Source organism: Nocardia albiluteola (assembly GCF_018860155.1).
In the GTDB taxonomy this organism is placed as follows: Bacteria; Actinomycetota; Actinomycetes; order Mycobacteriales; family Mycobacteriaceae; genus Nocardia; species Nocardia albiluteola.
Genome location: NZ_JAHKNI010000013.1, coordinates 1 through 22,887, shown reverse-complemented (window position 1 = coordinate 22,887; position 22,887 = coordinate 1). Strand labels below are relative to the sequence as shown.

Genomic DNA, 22,887 nt, shown 5'->3' with positions numbered 1-22,887 from the left:
GGGCACACGACCAGCACATCTTTCGGAGGAGACGTAGCACACGTAAACGGCACGCCTGCCTTTCGTGTGCCCCCGATCACAGGTAGTTTTGCCTGGTGCGCACCAGTCATGCTGTTGTGGAGATGGTCACGGCCTTCGTGTGCACGCTGGTTGCCGGAATGTCGCTACTGCTGCCGATCGACTTCGCGTGGTCGACGGAGTCGAGTGCGCTACAGCTGGATATGCTCGCCTTCAGCGTGCCGCGCGCCATCGCGGTCGGCGCCGTGGTCGCGCTGCTGGTCGCGGTGTTCGCGACCACCATGAATCACGCCATGGCCGCGTGGGGGTCGGCTCTGTTCGGCATCGTGATCATGTTCATCAACCATCTCGCCGGACACAACGCCAGTCCGATCGCGCCGCTGTCCACCCTGAACTTCGTGGATTCGATCGCCGGCGGAATTCTGCTGGGCGGCATCGCGGCCGCGGTGCTGCGCGGCCGCCTGCAGGTCTTCGGGTGGACGCTCGGCGCGCTGGCCAGCGTCGTGATCGCCGCAGCGATGCCGGTGTCGTACACCCAGGGCCGTCTCGACCTGACCTCGCACTGGCCGGCGGTCGACTCCCCGCCGCTGTGGCTCATCGAGATCACGCTGGTCCTGGTGGCTTTCGGCACCATTTCCAACCGGCGCCGCACCGAGATCGAGCGGCGTGCGATCGAGCTGCCGATGGCCCCGATCCTGGCGGGCCTGCTGTACATCGCCGTCACGTTGTTCGGCTCGGAGTGGCTGGCCCGACATGCCGCCGATGTCGTCGACATCACGGTGGCGGTGGCGGCCACGGTGATCGCCGCGGTGATCGCGGCGATGCTGCTGCCCCGCCGCGACGGCACCCTGGTGCTGCTCGCGGTCGCGTTGTCGTCGGTGGGCAGCGCGGTGATTCCCGCGCAGGTGGCGGACTGGGCGGCGCCATTGCTGGTCGTGGCGGTGGCGGTCGGAATCGTGGTGGGATTCCGGCGGGCCGCACCGATGGTGGCGCTGGCAATGCTGGCCGGGCTGGCGTTGTTCGGCGCGCTGACCGGCAACGACGGCCGGCTGCATGCCGCCGTCCTCGCCGTGGTGCTCGCGGTGGCGGCCGGGTACTGCTTCGGTTGCGCCGCACCGCGGTACAACCCGACGCGGGTGCTAGGGGTCGCGATCGTGCTGGGCGCCTCGGGGGTGCTGGCCGTGCGCGACCACCTCAGTCACGGGGCCTTCAGCACCGCGACCCTGCAGGGCGGGCAGTGGAGCATCGTCCCGGTGCCCATGGTGCATGCGGCCATCTCGTACTGGATGGCGCTGGCGATCACGATCGGCTGCGCGGCGGGGCTGCTGTTGCTGCGGCGCTGGCGGGCGCCGACGGTGGTGCGGGCACCCCAGCCGATGACCGATTTGCCCGAAACATCCGAAGATAGCTGATTTTCCCCGTATGGTACGACCGTCCGCATCGCCCGGGACCGGAGAACACGTCGGCAAGTATCATCGAGGCCGCTCCACCCCGCTGCCGACCGACGGAGTGATGTTTGCTCGCCATCCTGTTCGCACATGCCGTCGCCGCTCTCATCGCGCCGCCGTGCGTCCGGATGTTGGGCAGGCGCGGCTTCTACGTGCTGGCGCTGGCGCCGCTGGGCAGCCTCGGCTGGGTGGTCACGCACTGGAACGACGACCGGACCCTCGAAATCCCCTGGGCGCCCAGCATCCACCTGAACGTGGACCTGCGCTTCGACTCGCTCTCCAGCATCATGGCCGCGCTGGTGCTGGGCATCGGCGCGCTGATCCTGGCCTACTGCGCGGGCTACTTCGACGATGACGACCGCCAGCGGCTGGGCATCTTCGCCGGCTACATGGTGGCGTTCTCCGGGGCCATGTTCGGGCTGGTCACCAGCGACAACATGATCCTGATGTTCACCTTCTGGGAAGCCACGACGGTGCTGTCGTTCCTGCTGGTGGGCCATCACGCGGATCAGATCGCCGGCCGCCGCGCGGCACTGCAGGCGCTGCTGGTCACCGGTGCGGGCGGGCTGACGATGCTGGTCGGCATCATCATGGTGGGCCACGAGTGCGGTACCTACCGGCTCTCGGAGGTCGTGCACCGGGCCGATCCGCACTCCTGGTTCACGGGCGTGGCGGTGGTGCTGATCCTGATCGGTGCGCTGAGCAAGTCGGCGATCGTGCCCCTGCACTTCTGGCTGCCCGGCGCGATGGCCGCGCCCACGCCGGTCAGCGCCTATCTGCACGCCGCGGCGATGGTCAAGGCCGGTGTGTACCTGGTCGCGCGCCTCGCGCCGGTGTTCGCGGTCAGCGCGCCGTGGCATCCGATCCTGCTCACGCTGGGCCTGTTGTCGATGGTGCTGGCCGGGCTGCGCTCGCTGCAGGTCTACGACCTGAAGCTGGTGCTGGCCTTCGGCACGGTCAGCCAGCTCGGGTTCATGATGACGCTGCTGGCGATCGGCACCCCGGACGCGGCACTGGCCGGGGTGACGATGATCGTGGCGCACGCGCTGTTCAAGGCCTGCCTGTTCATGGTCGTCGGCGTCATCGACCACGGCGCCGGGACCCGGGACATGCGGCGGCTGTCCGGTCTGGGGCGGCGCGCGCCGGTGTTGTGCGGGACCGCGACCCTGGCCGCGCTGAGCATGGCCGGCATCCCGCCCATGCTGGGTTTCGTGGGCAAGGAGAGCGCGCTGGGCGCAATTCTGGACGCGGACAACCTGCCCGGGCCCGCGCGGGCCGCCGTGGTCGTGGGAGTCGTGGTCGGCTCCATGTTCACAGTCGGCTACAGCGTCCGATTCCTCTGGGGCGCATTCGGTTCCAAGACATCGGATAATTACGGGTCCACGGATGTGCCCGAGCCGCACCGCGAATGGCATCGTCCCGGTGCGCTGTTCGTCGCGCCGCCCGCGGTGCTGGCGCTGGCGAGTGTCGCCGCCGGGGTGGGTGCGTCCCGCCTGGACCGGCTGCTGCGGCCCTATGCGCAAACCCTTCCCGGACACGGGCTTTCCCATCTGGCGCTGTGGCACGGCTGGGGGACGCCGCTGACCCTGTCGATGGTGGCGATCGCCTGCGGTCTGCTGCTGTTCGAAATCCGGGACCGCATCGGTGAATCCGCCAATCCGCGCCTGGGCAACGCCGACCGCGTCTACGACGCGGTGCTGCGCGGAATGGATCAGCTGTCCCTGCGCATGACCGGTGCGACACAACGCGGTTCGCTCCCGCTGAACCAGGCGCTGATCCTGATCACCCTGATCGCGCTGCCGACCGCGATGCTGCTGGTCGAGGCACGCTCGAAAGTATCTCTGCGCCTGTGGGATTCGCCCCTTCAGCCGGTGATCGGGCTGATCATGATCATGATGGCGGTGGGCGCCACGGTCATGCGCAACCGCCTGGCCGCGGTGCTGCTGGTCGGCGTCACCGGCTACGGCTGCGGGTGCATCTTCGCGCTGCACGGCGCGCCCGACCTGGCCCTGACCCAATTCCTGGTGGAGACGCTGACGCTGGTCATCTTCGTGCTGGTGCTGCGCAAATTCCCCGCCGAGGTGGAGTCCGACCGCACCACCGCGTTCAAGGTGCGCCGCGCGGTGCTCGCGGCGCTGGTCGGTGCGACGGTCTCGGTGCTGGCCGCGTTCGCGATCGCCGCGCGCAGCACCGAACCGATCTGGCACCGGATCCCCGACTACGCCTACGAATTCGGCGGCGGCAAGAACGCGGTGAACGTGCTGCTGGTCGACGTCCGGGCGTGGGACACCCTCGGGGAGATCTCGGTGCTGGTGGTCGCCGCGACGGGCGTCGCCTCGCTGATGTTCCGCAGCCGCCGCTTCGGCACGCTGCCGCGGGTGGCCGACGCGCCCGGCTACGACCCGAACCGCACCTACTGGTTGCCCGCGGCCAGCCTGGTCGCCCGCCGGCACCGATCGATGGTGCTGGCGATGACGACCCGGCTGCTGTTCCCGACGATCATGATGCTCTCGGCGTACTTCTTCTTCTCCGGCCACAACGCCCCCGGCGGCGGTTTCGCGGGCGGCCTGACCGCCGGATTGGCGCTGGTGCTGCGGTATCTCGCGGGCGGGCGCTACGAGCTGGCCGAGGCGCTGCCGGTCGACGCGGGACACCTGCTCGGCGCGGGACTGGCCCTGGCCGCGGGCACCGCGACCGGGTCGCTGGTGCTGGGAGCGCCGCCGTTGTCCTCCGCGATCATCCAGGTGACCCTGCCGATGTTCGGGCACGTCAAGCTGGTCACCGCGATGCTGTTCGATCTGGGCGTATACCTGATCGTGGTCGGACTGGTGCTGGATGTGCTGCGCAGCCTCGGCGCCCGCCTGGACACCGAGGACCCGATGCACACCACGGGCACCCTGCCCCGGATCGAGACAACGGGGCCGGTCAGCCGACCGAGCTTGCGGAGTCGGCGGGATGGGGAAAACATCGGGGAGCGCCGATGACCGCGAACCTGACCCTGCTGATCCTGATCGGCATCCTGACCGCATGCGCGGTGTACATGGTGCTCGAGCGCGCGGTGTCGAAGATGCTGCTGGGGATGATCCTTTTCGGCAACGCGGTGAATCTGCTCATTCTTACTGTCGGAGGGGTGGACGGACGCCCGCCGATCCTGGGGGAAACCGATCGGGTGCACCACGATACGGCCGATCCGCTGGCGCAGGCGATGGTGCTGACCTCCATCGTGATCACCATGGGACTGGCCGCGTTCGTGCTGGCGCTGGCCTACCGCTCCTACGCCCTGCGCGCCACCGAGCAGGTGGAGAACGACCCCGAGGACGTGAAGGTGGCCTCGCGGCGCGAGGGGGAGGATCCCGAGCAGTGAGTTTGCCCCATGACCTGATTTTTCGGCTGGCCCCGCTGCCGGTGCTGATCCCGCTCCTGACCGCGGCGCTCACGCTCGTCGCCGGGCGCAAACCCAGGCTGCAGCAGATCATTTCGGTGATCGCGCTGTCCGCCGTCGTGGCGGTCGCGGCGCTGCTGCTGTACCTCGCCGATCGCGACGGCATGGCCGCGCTGCAGGTCGGGGGCTGGCACGCGCCGATCGGGATCACGCTGGTGGTGGACCGGTTGTCCGCGGCGATGCTGCTGGTGTCCTCGATCGTGCTGCTGGCGGTCATGGTGTACGCCGTCGGGCAGGGTATCAGCGACGGCACCGAACGCCAGCCGACCTCGATCTTCCAGCCGACGTATCTCATTCTGACCGCGGGGGTTTCGATCGCCTTCCTGGCCGGGGACCTGTTCAACCTGTTCGTGGGGTTCGAGGTGCTGCTGGCCGCGTCGTTCGTGCTGCTGACCCTCGGCGCCAGCGCCGACCGGGTGCGCGCGGGGGTGGTGTACGTGATGGTGTCGATGGTGTCGTCGCTGATCTTCCTGATCGGCATCGCGCTGGCCTATGCGGCGACCGGCACCCTGAATCTGGCGCAGATGGCCGAGCGGATGGCCGCGGTGCCCGGCGGGGTGCGCGGCGCGATCTACGCGGTGCTGCTGGTGGCGTTCGGGATCAAGGCCGCGGTGTTCCCGCTGTCGAACTGGCTGCCCGATTCCTATCCCACCGCGCCGGCGCCGGTCACCGCGGTTTTCGCGGGTTTGCTGACGAAGGTCGGTGTGTACGCGATCATCCGGCTGCACACGCTGCTGTTCCCGGCCGCGCATTTCGACCGGGTGCTGCTGATCTGCGGCCTGTTCACCATGCTGCTCGGCATTCTCGGCGCGATCGCTCAGAGCGATATCAAGCGGCTGCTGTCGTTTACCCTGGTCAGCCACATCGGCTATCTGATGTTCGGCATCGGGCTCAATACCGCCGCGGGCCTGGCGGGCACGGTTTTCTATGTGGCACACCACATTCTGGTGCAGACCACGCTGTTCCTGGTGGTCGGGCTGATCGAGCGGCAGGCGGGTTCTGCGTCGCTCGAGCGCCTGGGTGGACTGCTCGCGGCCAGCCCCGCGCTGGCGGTGCTGTTCGGCATCCCGGCGCTGAATCTGGGTGGCATTCCGCCCTTTTCGGGATTCCTGGGCAAGGTGACGCTGCTGCAGGCCGGTGTCGCCGACGGCAGCGTGCTGGCCTGGGTGCTGGTCGCCGGATCGGTGCTGACCAGCCTGCTGACGCTGTATGCGATGGCGCGGGTGTGGAGCAAGGCGTTCTGGCGGGCGCGCGCCCAGGCGCCCGAGGGCGAGCTGGGCGATGCGGCGCCCTCGGCGCTGATCGACGAATCGGTCGACATGCTGTTCCACGAGCGCCCCGATCCGGGCCGGATGCCGCGGATGATGCTGGCCCCGACGGTCGCGCTGATCGGGGTGGGGCTGGCCCTGACGGTCTTCGCCGGGCCGATCCTCAATATCGCCGCGCGCACCGCGGGCGATCTGACGGATCGGGGCACCTACCTGAAAACCGTCCTGGGGCATTCGGATACGGCGCAGGCGGGAGGACACGATGAACCGCCACGGTGAGCGTGCGCAGGGCGGGGGTGCAGGATGCGCATGAGTCGGGAAACTCTCGTCTGGATCGGTTCGCTCGCGTGGCTGGCCATCGTCTACACGGCCCTGTGGGGGGAGTTCACCATCGGCAATGTCGTTGCGGGACTGGTGATCGGCGCGATCATCATGCTCGCGCTGCCGCTGCCGCGGGTACCGATCTCCGGGCGCCTGCATCCGCTGTCGTTGTTCGAATTGATCGCTCTCAGTGCGTATTACGCGCTGGAGTCGAGCCTGCAGATCGCCTGGTTCGCGATCCGACCGGCCGGGGCCCCGGTATCCGGCGTGCTGCGGGTGCGCCTGGCGATCCGCTCGCCCCTGGTGATGGTGCTGTGCGCCGACCTGCTCAACCTGATCCCGGGCACCATGGTGCTCGAACTCGACCGCGAGACGCACACCGTCTGGGTGCACGTGCTGGACGTCGGCAGCGACGCGGCCGTCGAACGGTTCTACTTCACCACCCGGCGGCTCGAGCAGTTGCTGATCCGCTCCTTCGAGCGCCCGTCCGAATGGCGCGAGACGATGAAGCCTGTCCCACCTCCCCCCGAGGAGCGATGACCCATGCATGACACGAGTACGGCGATGCAGGTCGTCGCGACCATTGCGGCGGTCCTGCTGGTGAGCGCGGCCGCCCTCACCGCCTACCGCGTCCTGGCCGGGCCCAGCACCCTGGACCGGGTCGTCGGCATCGATTCCCTGGTGGCGATCACCGCCTCCGGACTGGCGGTGTGGGCGGCGTTCAGCGACGACACCACGGTGCTGCCCGGGATCGTGGCGCTGGCCCTGGTCGGATTCCTCGGCTCGGCCGCGGTCTCCCGATTCCGCGTGCGGGACGACCGATGAATTGGTTCGAGACCACCCTGCGCTGGCTGTCGTACGTGCTGATCCTGCTCGGCGCGGCCTTCGCGCTGACCGCGGCCCTGGGCATCGTCCGATTCCCCGACACCCTGTCCCGGATGCACGCCGCGACGAAACCTCAGGTCGTCGGCCTGATCCTGATTCTGCTCGGCGCGGCGATCCAGCTGCGCGGCCACGGTAACGTCTGGATGCTCGTCCTGGTGGGACTGTTTACGCTGCTCACCGCCCCCGCCGTCGCCCACCTCATCGGCCGCACCGCATACCGTGAGCAGCGCGGGCGCGACGGGTTGCTGCTCATCAACGAACTCGGGGACGACGACCAGGAATGAGTGAAAGCTCCTGCATCGCAGTCGGACTGCGCGCGTCTTGCCGACCGGCGCGAGGCTCAGCCGTGCAGGCCGGTACCCGGGAAGTTCCGCCCGCCCGGACGACGTAGCCGCAACCGCGCGTTGGAGACCCGCAACACCGGCCGCCGGGTGGCCCGCCGCTGTGCGCGGCGTTCGGCCGGCTTGTGATGCCAGGTCTCCGGACGGGCCGCGACCCAGCGCGCCGAGCGCCAGGCGAACGGAATGTGCGCCAGATACAGCGCCACCAGCACCATCAGCAGGATCAGCGGATAGGTGACCAGCGCCGCGGCGACCAGCGCGACCAGCACCAGCAGCAGCGCCGCGGCTTGCGGCGCTACCGAGACCGATTTCATCGCCAGCGTCGGGATCGTGCTGACGGCCAGTAGCGCGGCGAACACCGTCCACGCCGCGACCACCGGCACCGAATTCCACCAGCCGCTGCCGAACTGCTCGTACACCGCGACGGGCAGCAGCGCGGTGAGCGCGGCCGCCGGGGCGGGCACGCCGGTGAAGTATTCGCGCTGCCAGTCGGGCCGGGTGTCGTCGTCCAGCAGGGTGTTGAACCGGGCCAGCCGCAGCACCAGGCTCACCGTGTAGATCAGCGCGATGATCCAGCCCACGCTGTACTTGTGCAGGAACGCCACATACAGCACCAGCGCCGGGGCCACGCCGAAGGAGATGGCGTCGGAGAGCGAATCGAGCTCGGCGCCGATCTTGCTGGTCGCGGCGAGCAGGCGGGCCAGCCGTCCGTCCAGGGTGTCGAGCACCGCGGCCGCGCCGACCATGGCCAGCGAGACCTGCAGCGACCCGTCGAGGGCGAACTTCACCGCCGACAGTCCGGCGCATAGGGCCAGGATCGTGACGATGCTCGGCAGCAATCGCACGGTCCGGCGCCGTCCGGTGTCTACCCACCCCGCCGGCTTCGCCGCCATGCCACCCCCATGGGCGATCGCGGATTTATCGATCATGACAGCAGTTCTGCCAGCACCGTCTCCCCGCCGGTCGTGCGCTGCCCGGGTTCGACGAGCGGCCGGGTGCCGGCGGGGAAGTAGGTGTCCACCCGGGAGCCGAAGCGGATCAGCCCGTAGGTGTCGCCGATGGTGAGCGCGTCGCCGGTCTTGGCCTCGCACACGATCCGGCGCGCCAGCAGGCCCGCGATCTGCACGACCGTGATCAGCTGACCCGAGGCGGTCTCGAGGATCATGCTGTTGCGCTCGTTCACCGCGCTGGCCTCGGGCAGGTCGGCCGAGCGGAATTGGCCGCGGCGATAGGCGATCTCGCGCACGGTGCCCGACACCGGCGTGCGCTGCACGTGCACGTCGAGCACCGACAGGAAGATGCTCACCCGGGGCACCGCGACGTCACCGAGATTCAGCTCGGCGGGCGGCACGGCGGTGTCGACCAGCGCGACCTGTCCGTCGGCCGGGGCCACCACGACGCCGGGTCGATTCGGCGGCACCCGGTGGGGATGCCGGAAGAAGGCCGCGCAGGCCGCCGCGGCCGTCAGCGCCGCCCGCCGCACCCAGGTGCGCCGCCGCCCTAGCACCGCCACCGCCAGCGGCGCCGCCACGAACGGGAGACCGGCGGGATGCAGCGGCGGTACCGCGTCGCGGACCAGATCGGCGAGATGGCCGACTCCGGTTCGGTCGGGCGTGCCGGGCGGGGTGGGGCGGCGGGCCACAGGCTCCTCTTTCGTGCATGGACTTGGTGCGGTGTGATACGCGCTCACACCTTACGGGAATCGGGCGGCCCAGACAGGTCTCCGAACGCGAGCAATCGGCCCGCGAACGGGACATAGTGGAACTGATTGCGACTTTACCCAACTAGCGGCTACAGTTCGGGATAATATGAGGGGGCCTCATGTCTTCGGTTAACACAACCGGTCGCAGAGGACCCGATGATGGAAGGCGCGGGTGGGGTCGTCACGCCGGGATCGCAGGTCCCGGGGGACCGCCTGCCGGTACATAGGAGAAGCACGATGGCTGCACGACTCGCCCGGATCACCGGGGCAGAGCACACAGCGATGCTCGGGCTCGGCGTGTACCGCCCCGCCCGGGTCGTCACCAACGACGAGGTTGCCGGACCGATCAACTCGAGCGACGAGTGGATCCGCACCCGCTCGGGCATCCGGAACCGGCGGTTCGCGTCCGATGCCGAGACCATCGTCGGCATGAGCGCCGCCGCGGGCCGTGCTGCGCTCGCCGCCGCGGGGGTCGGCCCCGAGGAGGTCGACTGCGTCATCGTGGCCACCTCCACCTGGCTGCTGCTCACCCCGGCCGCGGCCCCGCAGGTCGCCACCGAACTCGGCATGGGAAATCCGGCCGCCTTCGACATCTCCGCCGGCTGCTCCGGGTTCTGCCACGCCATCGCTGTGGCCTCGGACCTGGTCAAGGGCGGTACCGCGCGCCGTGCACTGGTGATCGGCGTGGAGCGGCTGACCGACACGATCAATCCGGCCGACCGCGGCACCGCGTTCCTGTTCGCCGACGGCGCGGGCGCGGTCGTGATCGGCCCGTCCGACGAGCCCGGCATCGGCCCGACGGTCTGGGGTTCGGACGGCACTCAGCATCGCGCGATCCGTCAGGACAAGGACTGGATGGAGTTCTTCAACGAGATCGACGCGAAGGGTACCGACGCCGTGCGGCCCTATCTCGCCATGGAGGGCACGGCGGTATTCCGTTGGGCCGCACACTCGTTGAAGAAGGTCTGCCTGGACGCCATCGCCGTGGCCGGGCTCACCCCCGCCGATATCGACGCGATGGTTCCGCATCAGGCCAACGGCCGCATCATCGAGATCATGGCCAGGGAGCTGAAGCTGCCCGAAAGCACCGCGCTGGCCAACGATATCGAGGAGACCGGAAACACCTCGGCCGCCTCGATCCCGCTGGCCATGGAGGCGTTGCTGCGCTCGGGGAAGAGCAAGCCCGGCGCCGACGCGCTGCTGGTCGCCTTCGGCGCCGGACTGTCCTGGGCCGCGCAGGTCGTCAAACTGCCCAACTGGCAGTAACTCGGGGATGGTGAGCCGGCGGAGCTTGCGGAGCCGGCGGGGTGGGTTGAGCGCTGTCAATCCAGTTCCCACTTGACGGTGACCGTGAACGTCACCGTCTGGGTGCCGGGCTCGAGCGGAATGTCCGGCGCCGCAAACTGACTGCGCGCGCCCGGCGGCGGCGGGTTTGCGCCGCTGCTGGTTTCGTTGATGGTCTTCACCGACCCCAGTTTCAGCCCGGACAGCACCGCGTACTGCTCGGCCTGGGCCTTGGCATCGGCGAAGGCCCGGGCACGGGCGTCGGCGAGCAGCTTGGAGTTGTCGTCCAGGGCGAAGGACACCGAATCGATCCGTGTGGCATTGCCGCCGGCCTGCGTGGCGGCGCCCAGGATCGCCGAGGCCTTGGTCAGCTCGCGCACCACCACGTGCACGGTGTTGCTCGCGCGGTAACCGGTCACGGTGCGGTCGTTGCTGTACTCCGGTTGCACCGAGACGTCGGTGGTGCGGATGTCCTCGCGCCGCGCGCCCGCGGTCACCATGGCGTCGATGAGCGCCTTGCCCTGGGTGCTCGCCGACGAGATCGCGGTCGAGACGTCCGGCGCGGTCACCTCGACGCCGAGATCGGAGTTCAGCGTGTCCGGCGCGCCCTGTACCTGCCCGGACCCGATCACGGTGACATCGCGGTGCGGGCCGCCGGAGTCCGGGGAACTTCCGCATCCGGTGAGCAGGGCGGCCGTACCGGCCAGGGCGGCAACCGATCCATAGAAACGTCGCATCACCGAGACATTAGGCCAGTGAACGCTGCCGGCCGCCTACTTCTCCGCGGCGGCCTTGATCTTCTCGAGGGTGGCGTGCATGCCGTCGGTCAGATTCGTCTCGAATTGCTGCTCGCCGCCGAGGAACGCGTCGATCATCATGCGCACGGGCTTGCGCACGCCGTGGGGAATGTCGCGCCGCTCGACCAGCTTGGTCCCGGACTCGGTGGGCTCGAGCGTGAAGCTCCAGACGGTGCCGTTCTCGTTCATCCGGAATGCGAAGGCCCGGTTGGGCTCGAAGCGCGTGATCCGGGAGGTCGTGGGGTAGTAGTAGCCGTCGTGGTTGAGGTTGACCGTCCAGGTGCCCGCGCGCGGGGTGCCGAGCGGAATCATCCGCACGGTGTTGGGGCTGAACTCCGGCATCCGCTTCAGATCCGAGAGCACCGCCCAGACCCGTTCCGGCGGCGCGGCGATCTCGATGGTGGCAGTCAATGGGTTCGGCAACGCGCCCTCCGGGATCCGGGATATGTGCTACCGCGGATCCTACTGTGCACCGCCCGTGACCGGTGGTATGTGACTGAGGTCACTTCTGATCGAAAATCGACTGGATCACATTCTGATGTGAGGGGTGCCCGAATCCGTAATGCTGGCCGCAGAATGACAGATAGAGATTACGGCGTTCGACGAAGCAACCGACTGGGCATGTTTCCGTCTCATGTGAGGTGATCGGCCGTGAATTTTCGCTCTCTACTCAACCGCCGGCACGTGGTTCCACTGCCGCTACTTCCGGATTTCGATACCGAACGGACGTTCGGGCCGTTGCGAAAACGTGGTGATACCGACCGCGAGGAACGACTCGAGCGCCTACTCACTCCCACCGAGCTCGACATCGTCGAGCACCGGCAGCCGGGCTGATGATGCCCGGTCTGCCGGGCATCCGGGTGCAGCCCACAGCGAAACGTCTGCCCGCGACTTGCGCATACCGCCCATACTCATGAGGTGACTTCACCAGCTGCCGCCAAACCGGCGATTCTCAGTGTCGACGACGATCCGGGTGTCTCCCGCGCCGTCGTCCGGGACCTGCGGCGCCGATACGGTGCGGACTACCGCATCCTGCGCGCGGAATCGGGGGCCTCGGCCCTGGACGCGCTTCGTGAGATGAAACTGCGTGGTCAGCCCGTCGCCGTGCTGATCGCGGACTATCGGATGCCGGGAATGGACGGCATCGAATTCCTGGAGCAGGCGATGGACCTGCATCCGTATGCGCGCCGGGTGCTGCTGACCGCGTACGCCGACACCAATGCCGCCATCGAGGCGATCAACGTCGTCGATCTGGACCACTATCTGCTCAAGCCTTGGGATCCGCCGGAGGAGAAGCTGTATCCGGTGATCGACGCGCTGCTCGAGGCGTGGCGGGGCGACGATCACCGCCCCGTGCACGAGACCAAGGTGATCGGGCACCGCTGGTCGGCCCGCTGCTCGGAACTGCGGGAGTTCCTGGCGCGCAACCAGTTGCCCTATCGCTTCTACCTGGCCGACGAGCCGGAGGGCGCCCGGCTGCTGGCCGCGGCCGGGGCGGACCCGGACAGCTGCCCGGTGGTGATCGATCCGACCGGCCGGGCACTGCTGGCGCCCTCGGACAGCGAGGTGGCCACGAGCGTCGGCCTCAACACCGATCCGACCGGCGAGTTCTACGACCTGATCGTGGTCGGCGGCGGTCCGGCGGGGCTGGGCGCGGCGGTGTACGGCGCGTCGGAGGGGCTGCGCACGGTGCTGGTCGAGCGCACCGCGACCGGTGGTCAGGCGGGGCAGAGCTCGCGCATCGAGAACTACCTGGGCTTCCCGGACGGTCTGTCCGGTGCGCAGCTGGCCGATCGGGCCCGCCGGCAGGCGGTCAAATTCGGCGCCGAGCTGATCACCGCCCGCGAGGTGGTGGGCCTGGACGTCTGCGGTTCGGCGCGAGTGGTGAATTTCGACGATGGCAGCTCGATCGCGGCACATTCGGTCCTGATCGCCACGGGCGTGAACTACCGCCACCACCCGGCCCCCGGGGTGGACGAATTCACCGGGCGCGGAGTGTATTACGGCTCGGCGATGACCGAGGCCGCGGACTGCATCGATCGCGACGTGTACATCGTCGGCGGCGCGAATTCGGCGGGCCAGGCGGCGGTGTTCCTGTCCCGCAACGCCTGCAAGGTGCACATCCTGATCCGCGGCGACTCGCTGGAGAAATCCATGTCGCACTATCTGATTCAGCAGATCGAGCAGATCGGCAACATCGTCGTGCACCCCTGCACCGAGGTCGTCTCGGTCGACGGCCACGATCACATGGAGCGAATCATCCTGCGCAACAACGCGACCGGTGCCGAGGAGAAGGTCGATGCCGAGCGGTTGTTCCTGTTCATCGGGGCCGCGCCGGAAACCGACTGGCTGGACGACATCGTCGCCCGCGATCCGGCCGGATACGTGGTGGCCGGGCCCGATCTGATGGTCGACGGCAACCGCCCGCCGGGCTGGGAGCTGCCGCGCCCGCCGCATCACCTCGAGACAAGCGTCCCGGGCGTTTTCGTGGCCGGGGACGTGCGCTCGGATTCCGCCAAGCGGGTCGCCTCCGCCGTCGGCGAGGGCGCGATGGCGGTCATGCTCGTGCACCGGTACCTGGCCAAGCAGTAGGAGAGTGTTGTGACTGATACTCAGAAGGCCCTGTCCGACTCGGGGAACGCGACCAGCACCCGGACGCTGTGCGACCCCGACGAACTGCGCACCCTGTTCCTGTTCGAGAAGCTCGACGACGACCAGCTGGACTGGCTGTGCCGCGGCGGGCACGTCGAAACCTTCGAGCCGGGACTGGTTTTCCGCGAGGGCGACCCGGCGACGTGCTTCTACGTACTGATGGACGGCGAGGTCGTGCTGACCAAGCAGTCCGGTGGCGAGGAGATCGAGCTCGTCCGCACCCGGCATCGCGGAGCGTATTCCGGCGCCTGGATGGCCTATATGGGCGACAAGGTGGAGCAGAACTACAACGGATCGTTCTACGTCACCCAGCCCTCGAAGTTCTTCGTGCTCGATTCCGCGACCTTCGCGCAGATGATGCGCGAATGGTTCCCGATGGCCCTGCATCTGCTGGAGGGCGTGTTCTTCGGCAACCGCAACAGCAACGAGATCATCGGCCAGCGCGAGCGACTGCTCGCACTGGGCCAGCTCTCGGCCGGGCTCACCCACGAACTGAACAACCCGGCGTCCGCGGCGGTGCGCGCCACCTCGGCGCTGCGGGACCGGGTCGCGGGCATGCGGCACAAGCTCAAGATGATGGCGCACGGCAAGTTCACCCCGGCCGCGTTCGAGGCGCTGGTGCAGCTGCAGGAGGAGGCGGCCACCCAGGTTGCCAAGGCCCCGACGCTGACCCCGCTCGAGACCGCGGACCGCGAGGACGAGCTCGGCGACTGGCTCGACGGGCACGGCATCGCCAACGGCTGGGACATCGCCCCGACCTTCGTGCAGGCCGGATTCGACGTCGACTGGCTCGAACGGATCTCCGGGGCGCTGGAGGGCTGCGACGGCGGTGTGTTCGAGGGCGCGATCCGCTGGCTGAACTACACGGTCGAGACCGAGCTGCTGATGAACGAGATCACTGACTCGACCACCCGGATGTCCTCGCTGGTCAATGCGGCCAAGCAGTACTCGCAGATGGACCGCGCGCCGTTCCAGGTGGTCGACATCCACGAGCTGCTCAAGAGCACGCTGGTGATGCTGGCCCGCAAGATCGGCGACGACATCACCGTGGTCAAGGACTTCGACCGCACGCTGCCGCAGGTGCCGTGTTACGCAGCGGAATTGAATCAGGTGTGGACCAATCTGATCGACAACGCGGTCGCCGCGATGGACGGGCACGGCACCCTGACCGTGCGCACCTACCGCGAGAACGAGTGCGCCGTCGTCGAGATCGGCGATACCGGTCCCGGCGTGCCCGCCGAGCTGCGGCATCGGATCTTCGAGCCGTTCTTCACCACCAAGCCGGTGGGCGAGGGAACCGGTCTGGGGCTGGATATTTCGTTCCGTATCGTGGCCAAGAAGCACGGCGGCGATATCAGGGTCGAGTCGGTTCCCGGCGATACGAGGTTCATCGTGCGGCTGCCGCTGAATCCGGCCCGGCCCGTCGAGGAGCAGGGCGCAGACACGAATCCCGGAGGTGAAGGATGACAAGAGAATCCGACAATGCCGCGATCGAGGGCATCGATCCGGCGGTGCCGCCGAGCGGCCCGGGGTGTGCGGAATGCGAAGCGGCGCAGGGCTGGTGGGTACATCTGCGGCGGTGTGCGCAGTGCGGTCACGTGGGCTGTTGCGACACCTCGCCGGAGCAGCACGCCTCGAAGCACTTCGCGGCCACCGGACATCCCTTCATCCAGAGCTTCGAGCCGGGCGAGGAATGGTACTTCGACTTCCGCTCCGAGGAGATGTTCGGCGAGGGGCCCAGGCTCGCGCCGCCGGAGCACCACCCGCGCGGTCAGACGGTGCCCGGCCCGCGCGAGCGGGTGCCACGGGACTGGCAGAACCACATCCACTGATCGCCGGTCGGGTGGCCGGGCCGAACCCGGTGCACGCGCGCGCTCGCGGCCCGGTACGCTGCGAGCGCGCTGGGTAGCCCGGCGTCCACCGACCACCCGGGAATATGCACAGATGAAACAACTTTCGGTGACCGTCGCTCGTGGCGCGATGATCGTTGCGCTCGGCGCCATGGCAACCGGTCTGGCCGCGTGCGGCGGCGGCAAGGACAACGCCGCGAACACCGCCAGCGGGTCCAGCACGACCAGCGCGACCGCCTCTGCCGCTGCCACCGCCGCCGCGTCCGGCAGCGCGACGGCGAGCGCCGCGACGACCGCCCCGACGACAACGACCAAGTCGACACTGGGCCCGGCCTCGCAGACGCTGTGCAGCACCTTCCGGAACATGGACATCGACACCGAGAAGTCGGTGGTGGAAAAGGCTCTCGCGGAAAACCCCGGCTCCAAGTTTCAAGGTAGCCCGGATGTAGCTCTGGGCACCGCGAAGCTGGTATGTCTGGCGCACAGCGTGCAGAACGAGCCACTGGCCGTCGCGATCGGAATCGCCCAGAAGTAGCCCGCCGCCGGGATTTCCGCGAGTGGCGTCACCTCAGCCGAAGTAGCCGCCGAACAGGATCTTCGCGACCTGGCTGTCGGTGTCCCTGCCGGTCTGGTCGCCGTTCGCGACCGTCTGGGTGTTGCAGGTGATGGCCACGGTGTAGCGCTCGTCCGGGCCGACGAAGCCGACGGAGTTGTCGTTCCAGGAACCGTCGGCGTTGTCGGGAGACCAGCCGTCCTTGTTGCCCGGCCGGGCCGCGGGGCCCGCACCCCACACGCCCCACTGCTGCACGCCGCCGACCCCACGCATCTCGTTGATCAGGTAGGTGCGGTCGGCGGGGTTCAGTTGGGCCAGCGCGGAATTGATCAGCCGGTCGAGGTCGGCGGCCGTGGTCTTCATCCAGCCCCAATACGGCTGCGCGTCCCGGAATGTCGACGACGTCATGCCGAATCGGCCCAGGTCCCGGGCGAAACTCGCGCCGCCGTAACGCTTCCACAGCGCATCGGCGGCATCGTCGTCGCTGACGTTCAGCATCCGGTGCATCAGGTCGCGGTCCGACGCGGACAGCGAGATCGCTCCGGATTCGTTGCGCAGCAGCAGGCTCGCGACCATCTCCAGTTTCTCGGTGGACTCGGCCCACACCTGGTTGTTCGCATTGCCGTTCTGCCACATGGCGCCGGTCTTGCGGTCGAACACGACGATGCCGGTGATGCCGGGGCGGGTCTTGGCATAGCCGTCGGCCGCGGCGGCGCGGGTGACCAGCGCCGGATCCAGGGCCTGGGACTGGGCCGAGGCCGCGGGCAGGTGCACGGTGAGGGTTGCGGCCAGGGCCGCGGCGACTGCGATTGTCTGTCTGATTACGGACATATCCACCTATCAGGGCCGGTTGGGGGCGTACCTCGCCCCTGCAGGGTATTGGACTCCGCGAGCGGGTTCTGCAGGAGTGCGCGTGTCGGCCGACTCACAATAGCCGTCAACCAATCGTTGACTTTGATCTCAAAGTCAACCTAGAGTTGACGCATGACAGCAAATATTCGCCTCGACGATCTGATCGAGGGCATCAAACGGGCACGTCCCGACGACCCCCTGGAACAACTCGCCGACGCGGTGGTGACCGCGGGGCACCTCAGTGAGGTGGCCGATCATCTGATCGGGCACTTCGTCGATCAGGCCCGCCGCTCGGGCGCCTCGTGGACCGATATCGGCCGCAGCATGGGCGTTACCAAGCAGGCCGCCCAGAAGCGGTTCGTGCCCAAGGGCGGCGACTCGGCCATGGATCCCAATGCCGGATTCGCTCGGTTCACCGACCGGGCGCGCAAGGTCGTGGTGGCGGCGCAGGGGGAGGCGCGGCGGGCAGGCAATCCGGAGATTCAGGTCGAACATCTGGTGCTCGGATTGCTCAGTCAGCCGGAAGGACTCGCGGCGCAGGTGATCATCGCCAAGGGGATCAGCCTGGATGCGGTACGCCGGGTCGCCGAGGCGGCGCTGCCGCCGACCGCCGACGAACTGCCCGCGCTCATTCCGTTCGACGGCCAGGCACGCAAGGTCCTCGAACTCACCTACCGGCAGGCACTGCGCCTGGGCACCAACTACATCGGCACCGAGCACGAGCTTCTCGCGCTGCTGGAGCAGGAGGACGGCTCCGGGATCCTGTCCGGTCTCGGCCTCGACCACGCCGACATGGAGAAGACGATCATCGCCCAGCTGGGGCAGTTGTTGCAGCAGCCGGTGCGGCCCGGGCAGGCGCCCCCGCCGCCGCAGGCGCCCGGTTCCGTGCCGCCGCCCGTCGCTCCGCCGCCGCCGGGGCAGGTGCCCGCTCCGCCGCATGCGCCCGGGCATCCGCCGCCACACTTTGCGCCCGAGCATCCACGTGGCCCGCAGCCCCCGATGTCCCCGCCGCCGCCCGTACCGCCGCAGCCGTGAGCCGGTAATCGGCGTCCAGCGAAACCCTTGTGTGCCACGGGCGGTGCACATAACGGGTGCGGGCGAATACGTCAGGGCCGCGCCGGGTGAGTCTGCCGGCGCGGCCCTTCGGTGCGATGTCAGTGCGGCGTGCGCGCCACGGCGAATACCCGGCGGAACGGCAGCCACGTCGTCCCGTCGGCCTGGCGCGGATACGCCTCGCGCAGCATCGAACCCAGCTCGGCGGTGAATCGATCCCAGGCGGCGTCGTCGAGGGCGTCGCGCACCGGCCGCAGCGCGGTGCCCTTGACCCAGGTGAGCACCGGATCGTCTCCGGTGAGGCGCTGCAGATACGTGGTCTCCCAGGCGTCCACTGCGCATCCGGCGGCGGCCAGCACGGCGGCGTAGCCGGCGGGATCGAGAACGTTGCGCGGCTGCAGAATTCCGGCCGGTTCGAGGCGCTCGCTCCACTCGTCCCGGGCGGCGAGCTCGCGAATGCTGCGGTGCGAGGGCGCATCGAAGTTGCCGGGCACCTGGATCGCGAGCCAGGCGGCGGGCGGTAGCTTGCGCGCCCATTCGTCCAGCAGCGTCGGATGGCCGGGGACCCACTGCAGCACCGCATTCGACACGACTACATCGGTGTCGGGTTCGGGCGCCCAGTCCCGCACGTCCAGCAGCGTCGCGTGCACCCCACGGGCACGGGCCGCGGCCACCATGTCGGGCGAGGAGTCCGAGGCCTCGACGACCGCCTCGGGCCAGCGCTGCGACAGCGCGGCGGTCAGATGGCCGGGGCCGCACCCGAGATCGGCGACACGCCGAGGGCGCTCGGCGCCGATGCGCGAGAGCAATTCGAAAAATGGGCGGGAGCGGTGGTCGTCGAAGGCCAGATACTGCTGCGGATCCCACATGGGAAGCTCCTGACGTTGCTTACCAAACCGTACGTACGTACTTTAAAAGGCGAAATACGGTTGCGCAAGAGTTGTCCGGATAGGATGTGGCTATGGCGGATGACACCGATTCCGACATGATCGCAGGGGAACTCCGAACTGACCTGCTGCGAGCGCTGACCTATGTCGAGACCGAGTCCGGTCCCGACGGCAGCTACATCGTCAACGGGGATCTTCCGCCCGAGGTCGCGCCGCCGTTCATCCGCGCCATCATGCGCATCGAGGCCGAGTTGCTGCTGCACGACGCACTGCAGGTGACCGTCGACCGCGGCGAGCCGCGCACGCCCGAGGAGCGCCGCGCCGATGCCTTCCTCGCACTCGCATTGCGGGTCACCGATACCTGACTTCGTCGAGGTAACCCCCGCCGGAGCGTTCTGCTCAACCTTGCACTCGGTACTGGCGAGTGCTAAAAATGGTTCTGGCACTCCAAACCTGTGAGTGCCAGGTCGGGATGGTGAGACCGGGAGCCATGACACCCTCGGTCGTCCGTCGCGGGCACCGAACCTGGCCAGATCGTGTCAATCCCCTGATCTGGAGGATCTCAACGCAATGGCCAAGACAATTGCGTACGACGAAGAGGCCCGTCGGGGCCTCGAGCGGGGTCTGAACAGCCTCGCCGACGCTGTCAAGGTGACGCTGGGCCCCAAGGGCCGCAACGTCGTGCTGGAGAAGAAGTGGGGCGCCCCCACGATCACCAACGATGGTGTGTCCATCGCCAAGGAGATCGAGCTCGAGGACCCGTACGAGAAGATCGGCGCCGAGCTCGTCAAGGAAGTCGCCAAGAAGACCGACGATGTCGCGGGCGACGGCACCACCACCGCCACCGTGCTCGCCCAGGCGCTGGTGCGCGAGGGTCTGCGCAATGTCGCGGCCGGTGCTAACCCGCTGGGTCTCAAGCGCGGCATCGAGAAGGCCGTCGAGGCCGTCACCGCCAAGCTGCTCGACACCGCCAAGGAGGTCGAGACCAAGGAGCAGATCGCTGCTACCGCCGCCATCTCCGCCGGCGACGCGTCCATCGGTGAGCTGATCGCCGAGGCCATGGACAAGGTCGGCAAGGAAGGCGTCATCACCGTCGAGGAGAGCAACACCTTCGGCCTCCAGCTGGAGCTGACCGAGGGTATGCGCTTCGACAAGGGCTACATCTCGGGTTACTTCGTCACCGACCCGGAGCGTCAGGAAGCGGTCCTCGAGGACCCGTACATCCTGCTGGTCGGCTCGAAGATCTCGACCGTCAAGGACCTGCTGCCGCTGCTGGAGAAGGTCATCCAGGCCGGCAAGCCGCTGCTGATCATCGCCGAGGACGTCGAGGGCGAGGCCCTGTCGACCCTGGTCGTGAACAAGATCCGCGGCACCTTCAAGTCCGTCGCCGTCAAGGCCCCGGGCTTCGGCGACCGCCGCAAGGCGCAGCTGGCCGACATCGCCATCCTGACCGGCGGCGAGGTCATCAGCGAAGAGGTCGGCCTCTCGCTCGAGACCGCCACCGTCGACCTGCTGGGCACCGCCCGCAAGGTCGTCATCACCAAGGACGAGACCACGATCGTGGACGGCGCCGGCGATGCCGAGGCCATCCAGGGCCGGGTCGCGCAGATCCGCACCGAGATCGAGAACTCGGACTCGGATTACGACCGCGAGAAGCTGCAGGAGCGCCTGGCCAAGCTGGCCGGCGGTGTTGCGGTGATCAAGGCCGGCGCCGCCACCGAGGTGGAGCTCAAGGAGCGCAAGCACCGCATCGAGGATGCCGTGCGCAACGCCAAGGCCGCCGTCGAGGAGGGCATCGTCCCCGGTGGTGGTGTGGCCCTGCTGCAGTCCGCTCCGGCTCTGGACGACCTGAAGCTCGAGGGTGACGAGGCCACCGGCGCGAACATCGTTCGTGTCGCGCTGGCCGCGCCGCTGAAGCAGATCGCGTTCAACGCGGGCCTCGAGCCCGGCGTGGTGGCCGAGAAGGTCTCCAACCTGCCCACCGGCCAGGGCCTCAACGCCGACACCGGCGTGTACGAGGACCTGCTGGCGGCCGGTGTGGCCGACCCGGTCAAGGTGACCCGTTCGGCGCTGCAGAACGCGGCCTCGATCGCGGCCCTGTTCCTCACCACCGAGGCCGTCGTGGCCGACAAGCCGGAGAAGGCCGCCGCTCCCGCGGGCGACCCGACCGGCGGCATGGGCGGCATGGACTTCTGAGTCCCGCCGTTCGGCAACCTGTTTCGATCCGGAGGCCGGTTCATCTCACGAGGTGGGCCGGCCTCCGGCGTTCGTTCAGGCGAGGAACTCGGCAATGTGGGTGGGCCAGTCGGTCAGGTCTTGCGGGGTGGTCGCGATATGGAGGCGACTGTTCGGGAGCAGGCCGTGCAGCTGCTCGGCGGTTGCGGTCGGATGCACCGGATCCTCGCTCCAGGTCAGCAGAAGGGCTGGGTGCTGCAGCCGGGCGAGGGCGTCGGTATCGGGGAGATCGGAGCTGCCGATCCCGCGCATCACCGACGGCAGCAGCGCCTCGGTGACATCGGGCAGCAGCGGCCAGCCGGGGCAATCGGCCAGAGCCGGTGGGGCCGGGATGTTGCGCATGGCGGCGACCAGGGCGTCCTTGCCCGCCTGTGCGACCACGTCAGCCTGCGCCGAGTAGGCCGACGCCTGAGCGCGGCGGGCCGCCCAGGCCGTCGGCGGAATGATGAGGATCAGTCGTTCGAAGCGGTCCGGATTCCGCACGACCGCATGCAGCAGGGTGGCCGCGCCCATCGACGCCCCGGCCGCGCGGATCGGTGCGTGCGGCTGCACATGGTCGGCCATGGCGAGTAGGTCGTCGGCCAGATGGGCGAAGGAATAGTCCAGCGCCACCGGGCGTCCGGTCGAGCGGCCGTGCCCGCGCGCGTCGTAGCGCACCAGCCGGTTGCCCCGCGCTATGACCGGCGACCAATCCATGACCCCGAGTCGTTCGTCCTCCGCCCGGCTCATGAAAACGCCGTGTGCGTAGAGGAGCACCGGTCCCCGACCGGTGTCGTCGTAGGTGAGGTCTGCATCGGGACGGGAGAGAGTGGCCTCGGAGCGGACGATTGCGTCGCTCATGGATGACTCCTTCGGGAATTGGTTCGTACTCACCGCAACATTAGGAAGATCCGGGTGGCGGGGAATCTGTCGTGCTTAGGTATCGGTGACCATTTGGCCGCGTGACCAGGCGATTTGACATTGAAACCGCCTGCCGCGTAACTTATTCCAGGTCAGAGCGACACGGACACCGACCCGGAGCCGAAAGGCCTGGGAAACGAGGTTGGACGAGGAGCGCCTGGCACTCACACTAGCTCGACTTCAGAACCCGATTTGGTTCGGGATTGAAGGTTGCGCTAAGCTTGAAAAGTTGCCTCACTGATCAACCGAGATAAAATCTCGCGAGATGGTGTGTGCGTGTGTTCTTTGAGAACTCAATAGTGTGTCGATGAATGTCAGTGCCAAATATTTATTTTGGTTCCGGCGCTTACACCCCCGTGTGGGTGTCGGACATTTTTGTCAGCTATTTTCCGGCTGGCG

General features: G+C 68.3%; 22 protein-coding genes and 1 pseudogene. 16 read left to right on the top strand and 7 right to left on the bottom strand.

Translation table 11 applies throughout. The features are described from left to right. Nucleotides 1–95 precede the first annotated feature (95 nt). The 7 genes from KO481_RS44135 (at nucleotide 96) to mnhG (ending at nucleotide 7,666) form a co-directional block, all read left to right on the top strand. Entirely contained in the window at nucleotides 96–1,430 is a 1,335-nt protein-coding gene (locus KO481_RS44135; protein WP_215922127.1) for a hypothetical protein, read from the top strand. 104 nt (nucleotides 1,431–1,534) lie between these two features. Next, nucleotides 1,535–4,450 (top strand): Na+/H+ antiporter subunit A, encoded by a 2,916-nt coding sequence (locus tag KO481_RS31525; RefSeq protein ID WP_215922126.1) that lies wholly within the window; start codon nucleotides 1,535–1,537, stop codon nucleotides 4,448–4,450. Next, nucleotides 4,447–4,830 (top strand): Na(+)/H(+) antiporter subunit C, encoded by a 384-nt coding sequence (locus KO481_RS31520; protein ID WP_215922125.1) that lies wholly within the window; start codon nucleotides 4,447–4,449, stop codon nucleotides 4,828–4,830. Before KO481_RS31525 ends, KO481_RS31520 begins: the two co-directional genes overlap by 4 nt. Beyond that, nucleotides 4,827–6,455: a Na+/H+ antiporter subunit D gene (locus KO481_RS31515; protein ID WP_215922124.1), complete on the top strand. Its 1,629-nt coding sequence runs from the start codon at nucleotides 4,827–4,829 to the stop codon at nucleotides 6,453–6,455. Before KO481_RS31520 ends, KO481_RS31515 begins: the two co-directional genes overlap by 4 nt. Nucleotides 6,456–6,485: 30 nt before the next feature. Next, nucleotides 6,486–7,037 (top strand): Na+/H+ antiporter subunit E, encoded by a 552-nt coding sequence (locus tag KO481_RS31510; RefSeq protein ID WP_215922123.1) that lies wholly within the window; start codon nucleotides 6,486–6,488, stop codon nucleotides 7,035–7,037. Between the two features lie 24 nt (nucleotides 7,038–7,061). Continuing rightward, nucleotides 7,062–7,322: a monovalent cation/H+ antiporter complex subunit F gene (locus KO481_RS31505; protein ID WP_215922328.1), complete on the top strand. Its 261-nt coding sequence runs from the start codon at nucleotides 7,062–7,064 to the stop codon at nucleotides 7,320–7,322. Then, nucleotides 7,319–7,666, top strand: a complete 348-nt coding sequence (mnhG, locus tag KO481_RS31500) for a monovalent cation/H(+) antiporter subunit G (RefSeq protein WP_215922122.1) — start codon at nucleotides 7,319–7,321, stop codon at nucleotides 7,664–7,666. Before KO481_RS31505 ends, mnhG begins: the two co-directional genes overlap by 4 nt. A gap of 56 nt (nucleotides 7,667–7,722) precedes the next feature. Here the strand turns inward: mnhG and KO481_RS31495 are convergent, their stop codons facing one another. After that, nucleotides 7,723–8,616, bottom strand: coding sequence for a CDP-alcohol phosphatidyltransferase family protein (locus KO481_RS31495; RefSeq protein WP_215922327.1), 894 nt, complete (start codon nucleotides 8,614–8,616; stop codon nucleotides 7,723–7,725). A gap of 32 nt (nucleotides 8,617–8,648) precedes the next feature. Beyond that, nucleotides 8,649–9,365, bottom strand: coding sequence for a phosphatidylserine decarboxylase (locus KO481_RS31490; RefSeq protein WP_215922121.1), 717 nt, complete (start codon nucleotides 9,363–9,365; stop codon nucleotides 8,649–8,651). 297 nt (nucleotides 9,366–9,662) lie between these two features. Here KO481_RS31490 and KO481_RS31485 point away from each other — a divergent pair, with 297 nt between their 5' ends. Continuing rightward, a complete protein-coding gene (locus KO481_RS31485) occupies nucleotides 9,663–10,691 on the top strand; it encodes a beta-ketoacyl-ACP synthase III (RefSeq protein WP_215922120.1) in 1,029 nt (342 codons plus the stop codon). A gap of 56 nt (nucleotides 10,692–10,747) precedes the next feature. Here the strand turns inward: KO481_RS31485 and KO481_RS31480 are convergent, their stop codons facing one another. Further along, nucleotides 10,748–11,446, bottom strand: a complete 699-nt coding sequence (locus KO481_RS31480) for an SIMPL domain-containing protein (protein ID WP_215922119.1) — start codon at nucleotides 11,444–11,446, stop codon at nucleotides 10,748–10,750. Between the two features lie 36 nt (nucleotides 11,447–11,482). Next, complete coding sequence (locus KO481_RS31475) at nucleotides 11,483–11,929, bottom strand: SRPBCC family protein (RefSeq protein ID WP_215922118.1); 447 nt, start codon at nucleotides 11,927–11,929, stop codon at nucleotides 11,483–11,485. Nucleotides 11,930–12,157: 228 nt separating this feature from the next. Here KO481_RS31475 and KO481_RS31470 point away from each other — a divergent pair, with 228 nt between their 5' ends. From KO481_RS31470 to KO481_RS31450, 5 genes are all read left to right on the top strand, one after another. Beyond that, nucleotides 12,158–12,340 (top strand): hypothetical protein, encoded by a 183-nt coding sequence (locus KO481_RS31470; protein WP_215922117.1) that lies wholly within the window; start codon nucleotides 12,158–12,160, stop codon nucleotides 12,338–12,340. An 84-nt stretch (nucleotides 12,341–12,424) separates the two neighbouring features. Next, nucleotides 12,425–14,098, top strand: a complete 1,674-nt coding sequence (locus KO481_RS31465) for an NAD(P)/FAD-dependent oxidoreductase (protein WP_215922116.1) — start codon at nucleotides 12,425–12,427, stop codon at nucleotides 14,096–14,098. Between the two features lie 9 nt (nucleotides 14,099–14,107). Next, on the top strand, nucleotides 14,108–15,625 hold the full coding sequence (locus KO481_RS31460) for an ATP-binding protein (RefSeq protein WP_308166839.1): 1,518 nt from the start codon (nucleotides 14,108–14,110) through the stop codon (nucleotides 15,623–15,625). After that, nucleotides 15,622–15,990, top strand: a complete 369-nt coding sequence (locus KO481_RS31455; RefSeq protein WP_215922115.1) for a UBP-type zinc finger domain-containing protein — start codon at nucleotides 15,622–15,624, stop codon at nucleotides 15,988–15,990. The genes KO481_RS31460 and KO481_RS31455 overlap by 4 nt, the downstream gene beginning before the upstream one ends. A 112-nt stretch (nucleotides 15,991–16,102) precedes the next feature. After that, nucleotides 16,103–16,543 carry a hypothetical protein gene (locus KO481_RS31450; protein ID WP_215922114.1) on the top strand — a complete coding sequence of 147 codons (441 nt, stop codon included), beginning with the start codon at nucleotides 16,103–16,105 and terminating at the stop codon, nucleotides 16,541–16,543. Nucleotides 16,544–16,576: 33 nt separating this feature from the next. On the opposite strand, the gene KO481_RS31445 is transcribed toward KO481_RS31450, so the two are convergent. Then, nucleotides 16,577–17,392 carry a serine hydrolase gene (locus KO481_RS31445; RefSeq protein ID WP_215922113.1) on the bottom strand — a complete coding sequence of 272 codons (816 nt, stop codon included), beginning with the start codon at nucleotides 17,390–17,392 and terminating at the stop codon, nucleotides 16,577–16,579. Nucleotides 17,393–17,545: 153 nt separating this feature from the next. On the opposite strand from KO481_RS31445, the pseudogene KO481_RS31440 reads away from it, so the two are divergent. Further along, nucleotides 17,546–18,271 (top strand): annotated as a pseudogene (locus tag KO481_RS31440) (Clp protease N-terminal domain-containing protein); the annotation flags it as partial. Between the two features lie 296 nt (nucleotides 18,272–18,567). Here KO481_RS31440 and KO481_RS31435 read toward each other — a convergent pair. Continuing rightward, entirely contained in the window at nucleotides 18,568–19,335 is a 768-nt protein-coding gene (locus KO481_RS31435) for a trans-aconitate 2-methyltransferase (RefSeq protein WP_215922111.1), read from the bottom strand. A 92-nt stretch (nucleotides 19,336–19,427) separates the two neighbouring features. Here KO481_RS31435 and KO481_RS31430 point away from each other — a divergent pair, with 92 nt between their 5' ends. Then, nucleotides 19,428–19,718, top strand: coding sequence for a DUF222 domain-containing protein (locus KO481_RS31430; RefSeq protein ID WP_215922110.1), 291 nt, complete (start codon nucleotides 19,428–19,430; stop codon nucleotides 19,716–19,718). A 205-nt stretch (nucleotides 19,719–19,923) separates the two neighbouring features. After that, complete coding sequence (gene groL / locus KO481_RS31425; RefSeq protein ID WP_215922109.1) at nucleotides 19,924–21,549, top strand: chaperonin GroEL; 1,626 nt, start codon at nucleotides 19,924–19,926, stop codon at nucleotides 21,547–21,549. Nucleotides 21,550–21,624: 75 nt separating this feature from the next. On the opposite strand, the gene KO481_RS31420 is transcribed toward groL, so the two are convergent. Next, nucleotides 21,625–22,428: an alpha/beta fold hydrolase gene (locus tag KO481_RS31420; protein WP_215922108.1), complete on the bottom strand. Its 804-nt coding sequence runs from the start codon at nucleotides 22,426–22,428 to the stop codon at nucleotides 21,625–21,627. Nucleotides 22,429–22,887 lie beyond the last annotated feature (459 nt).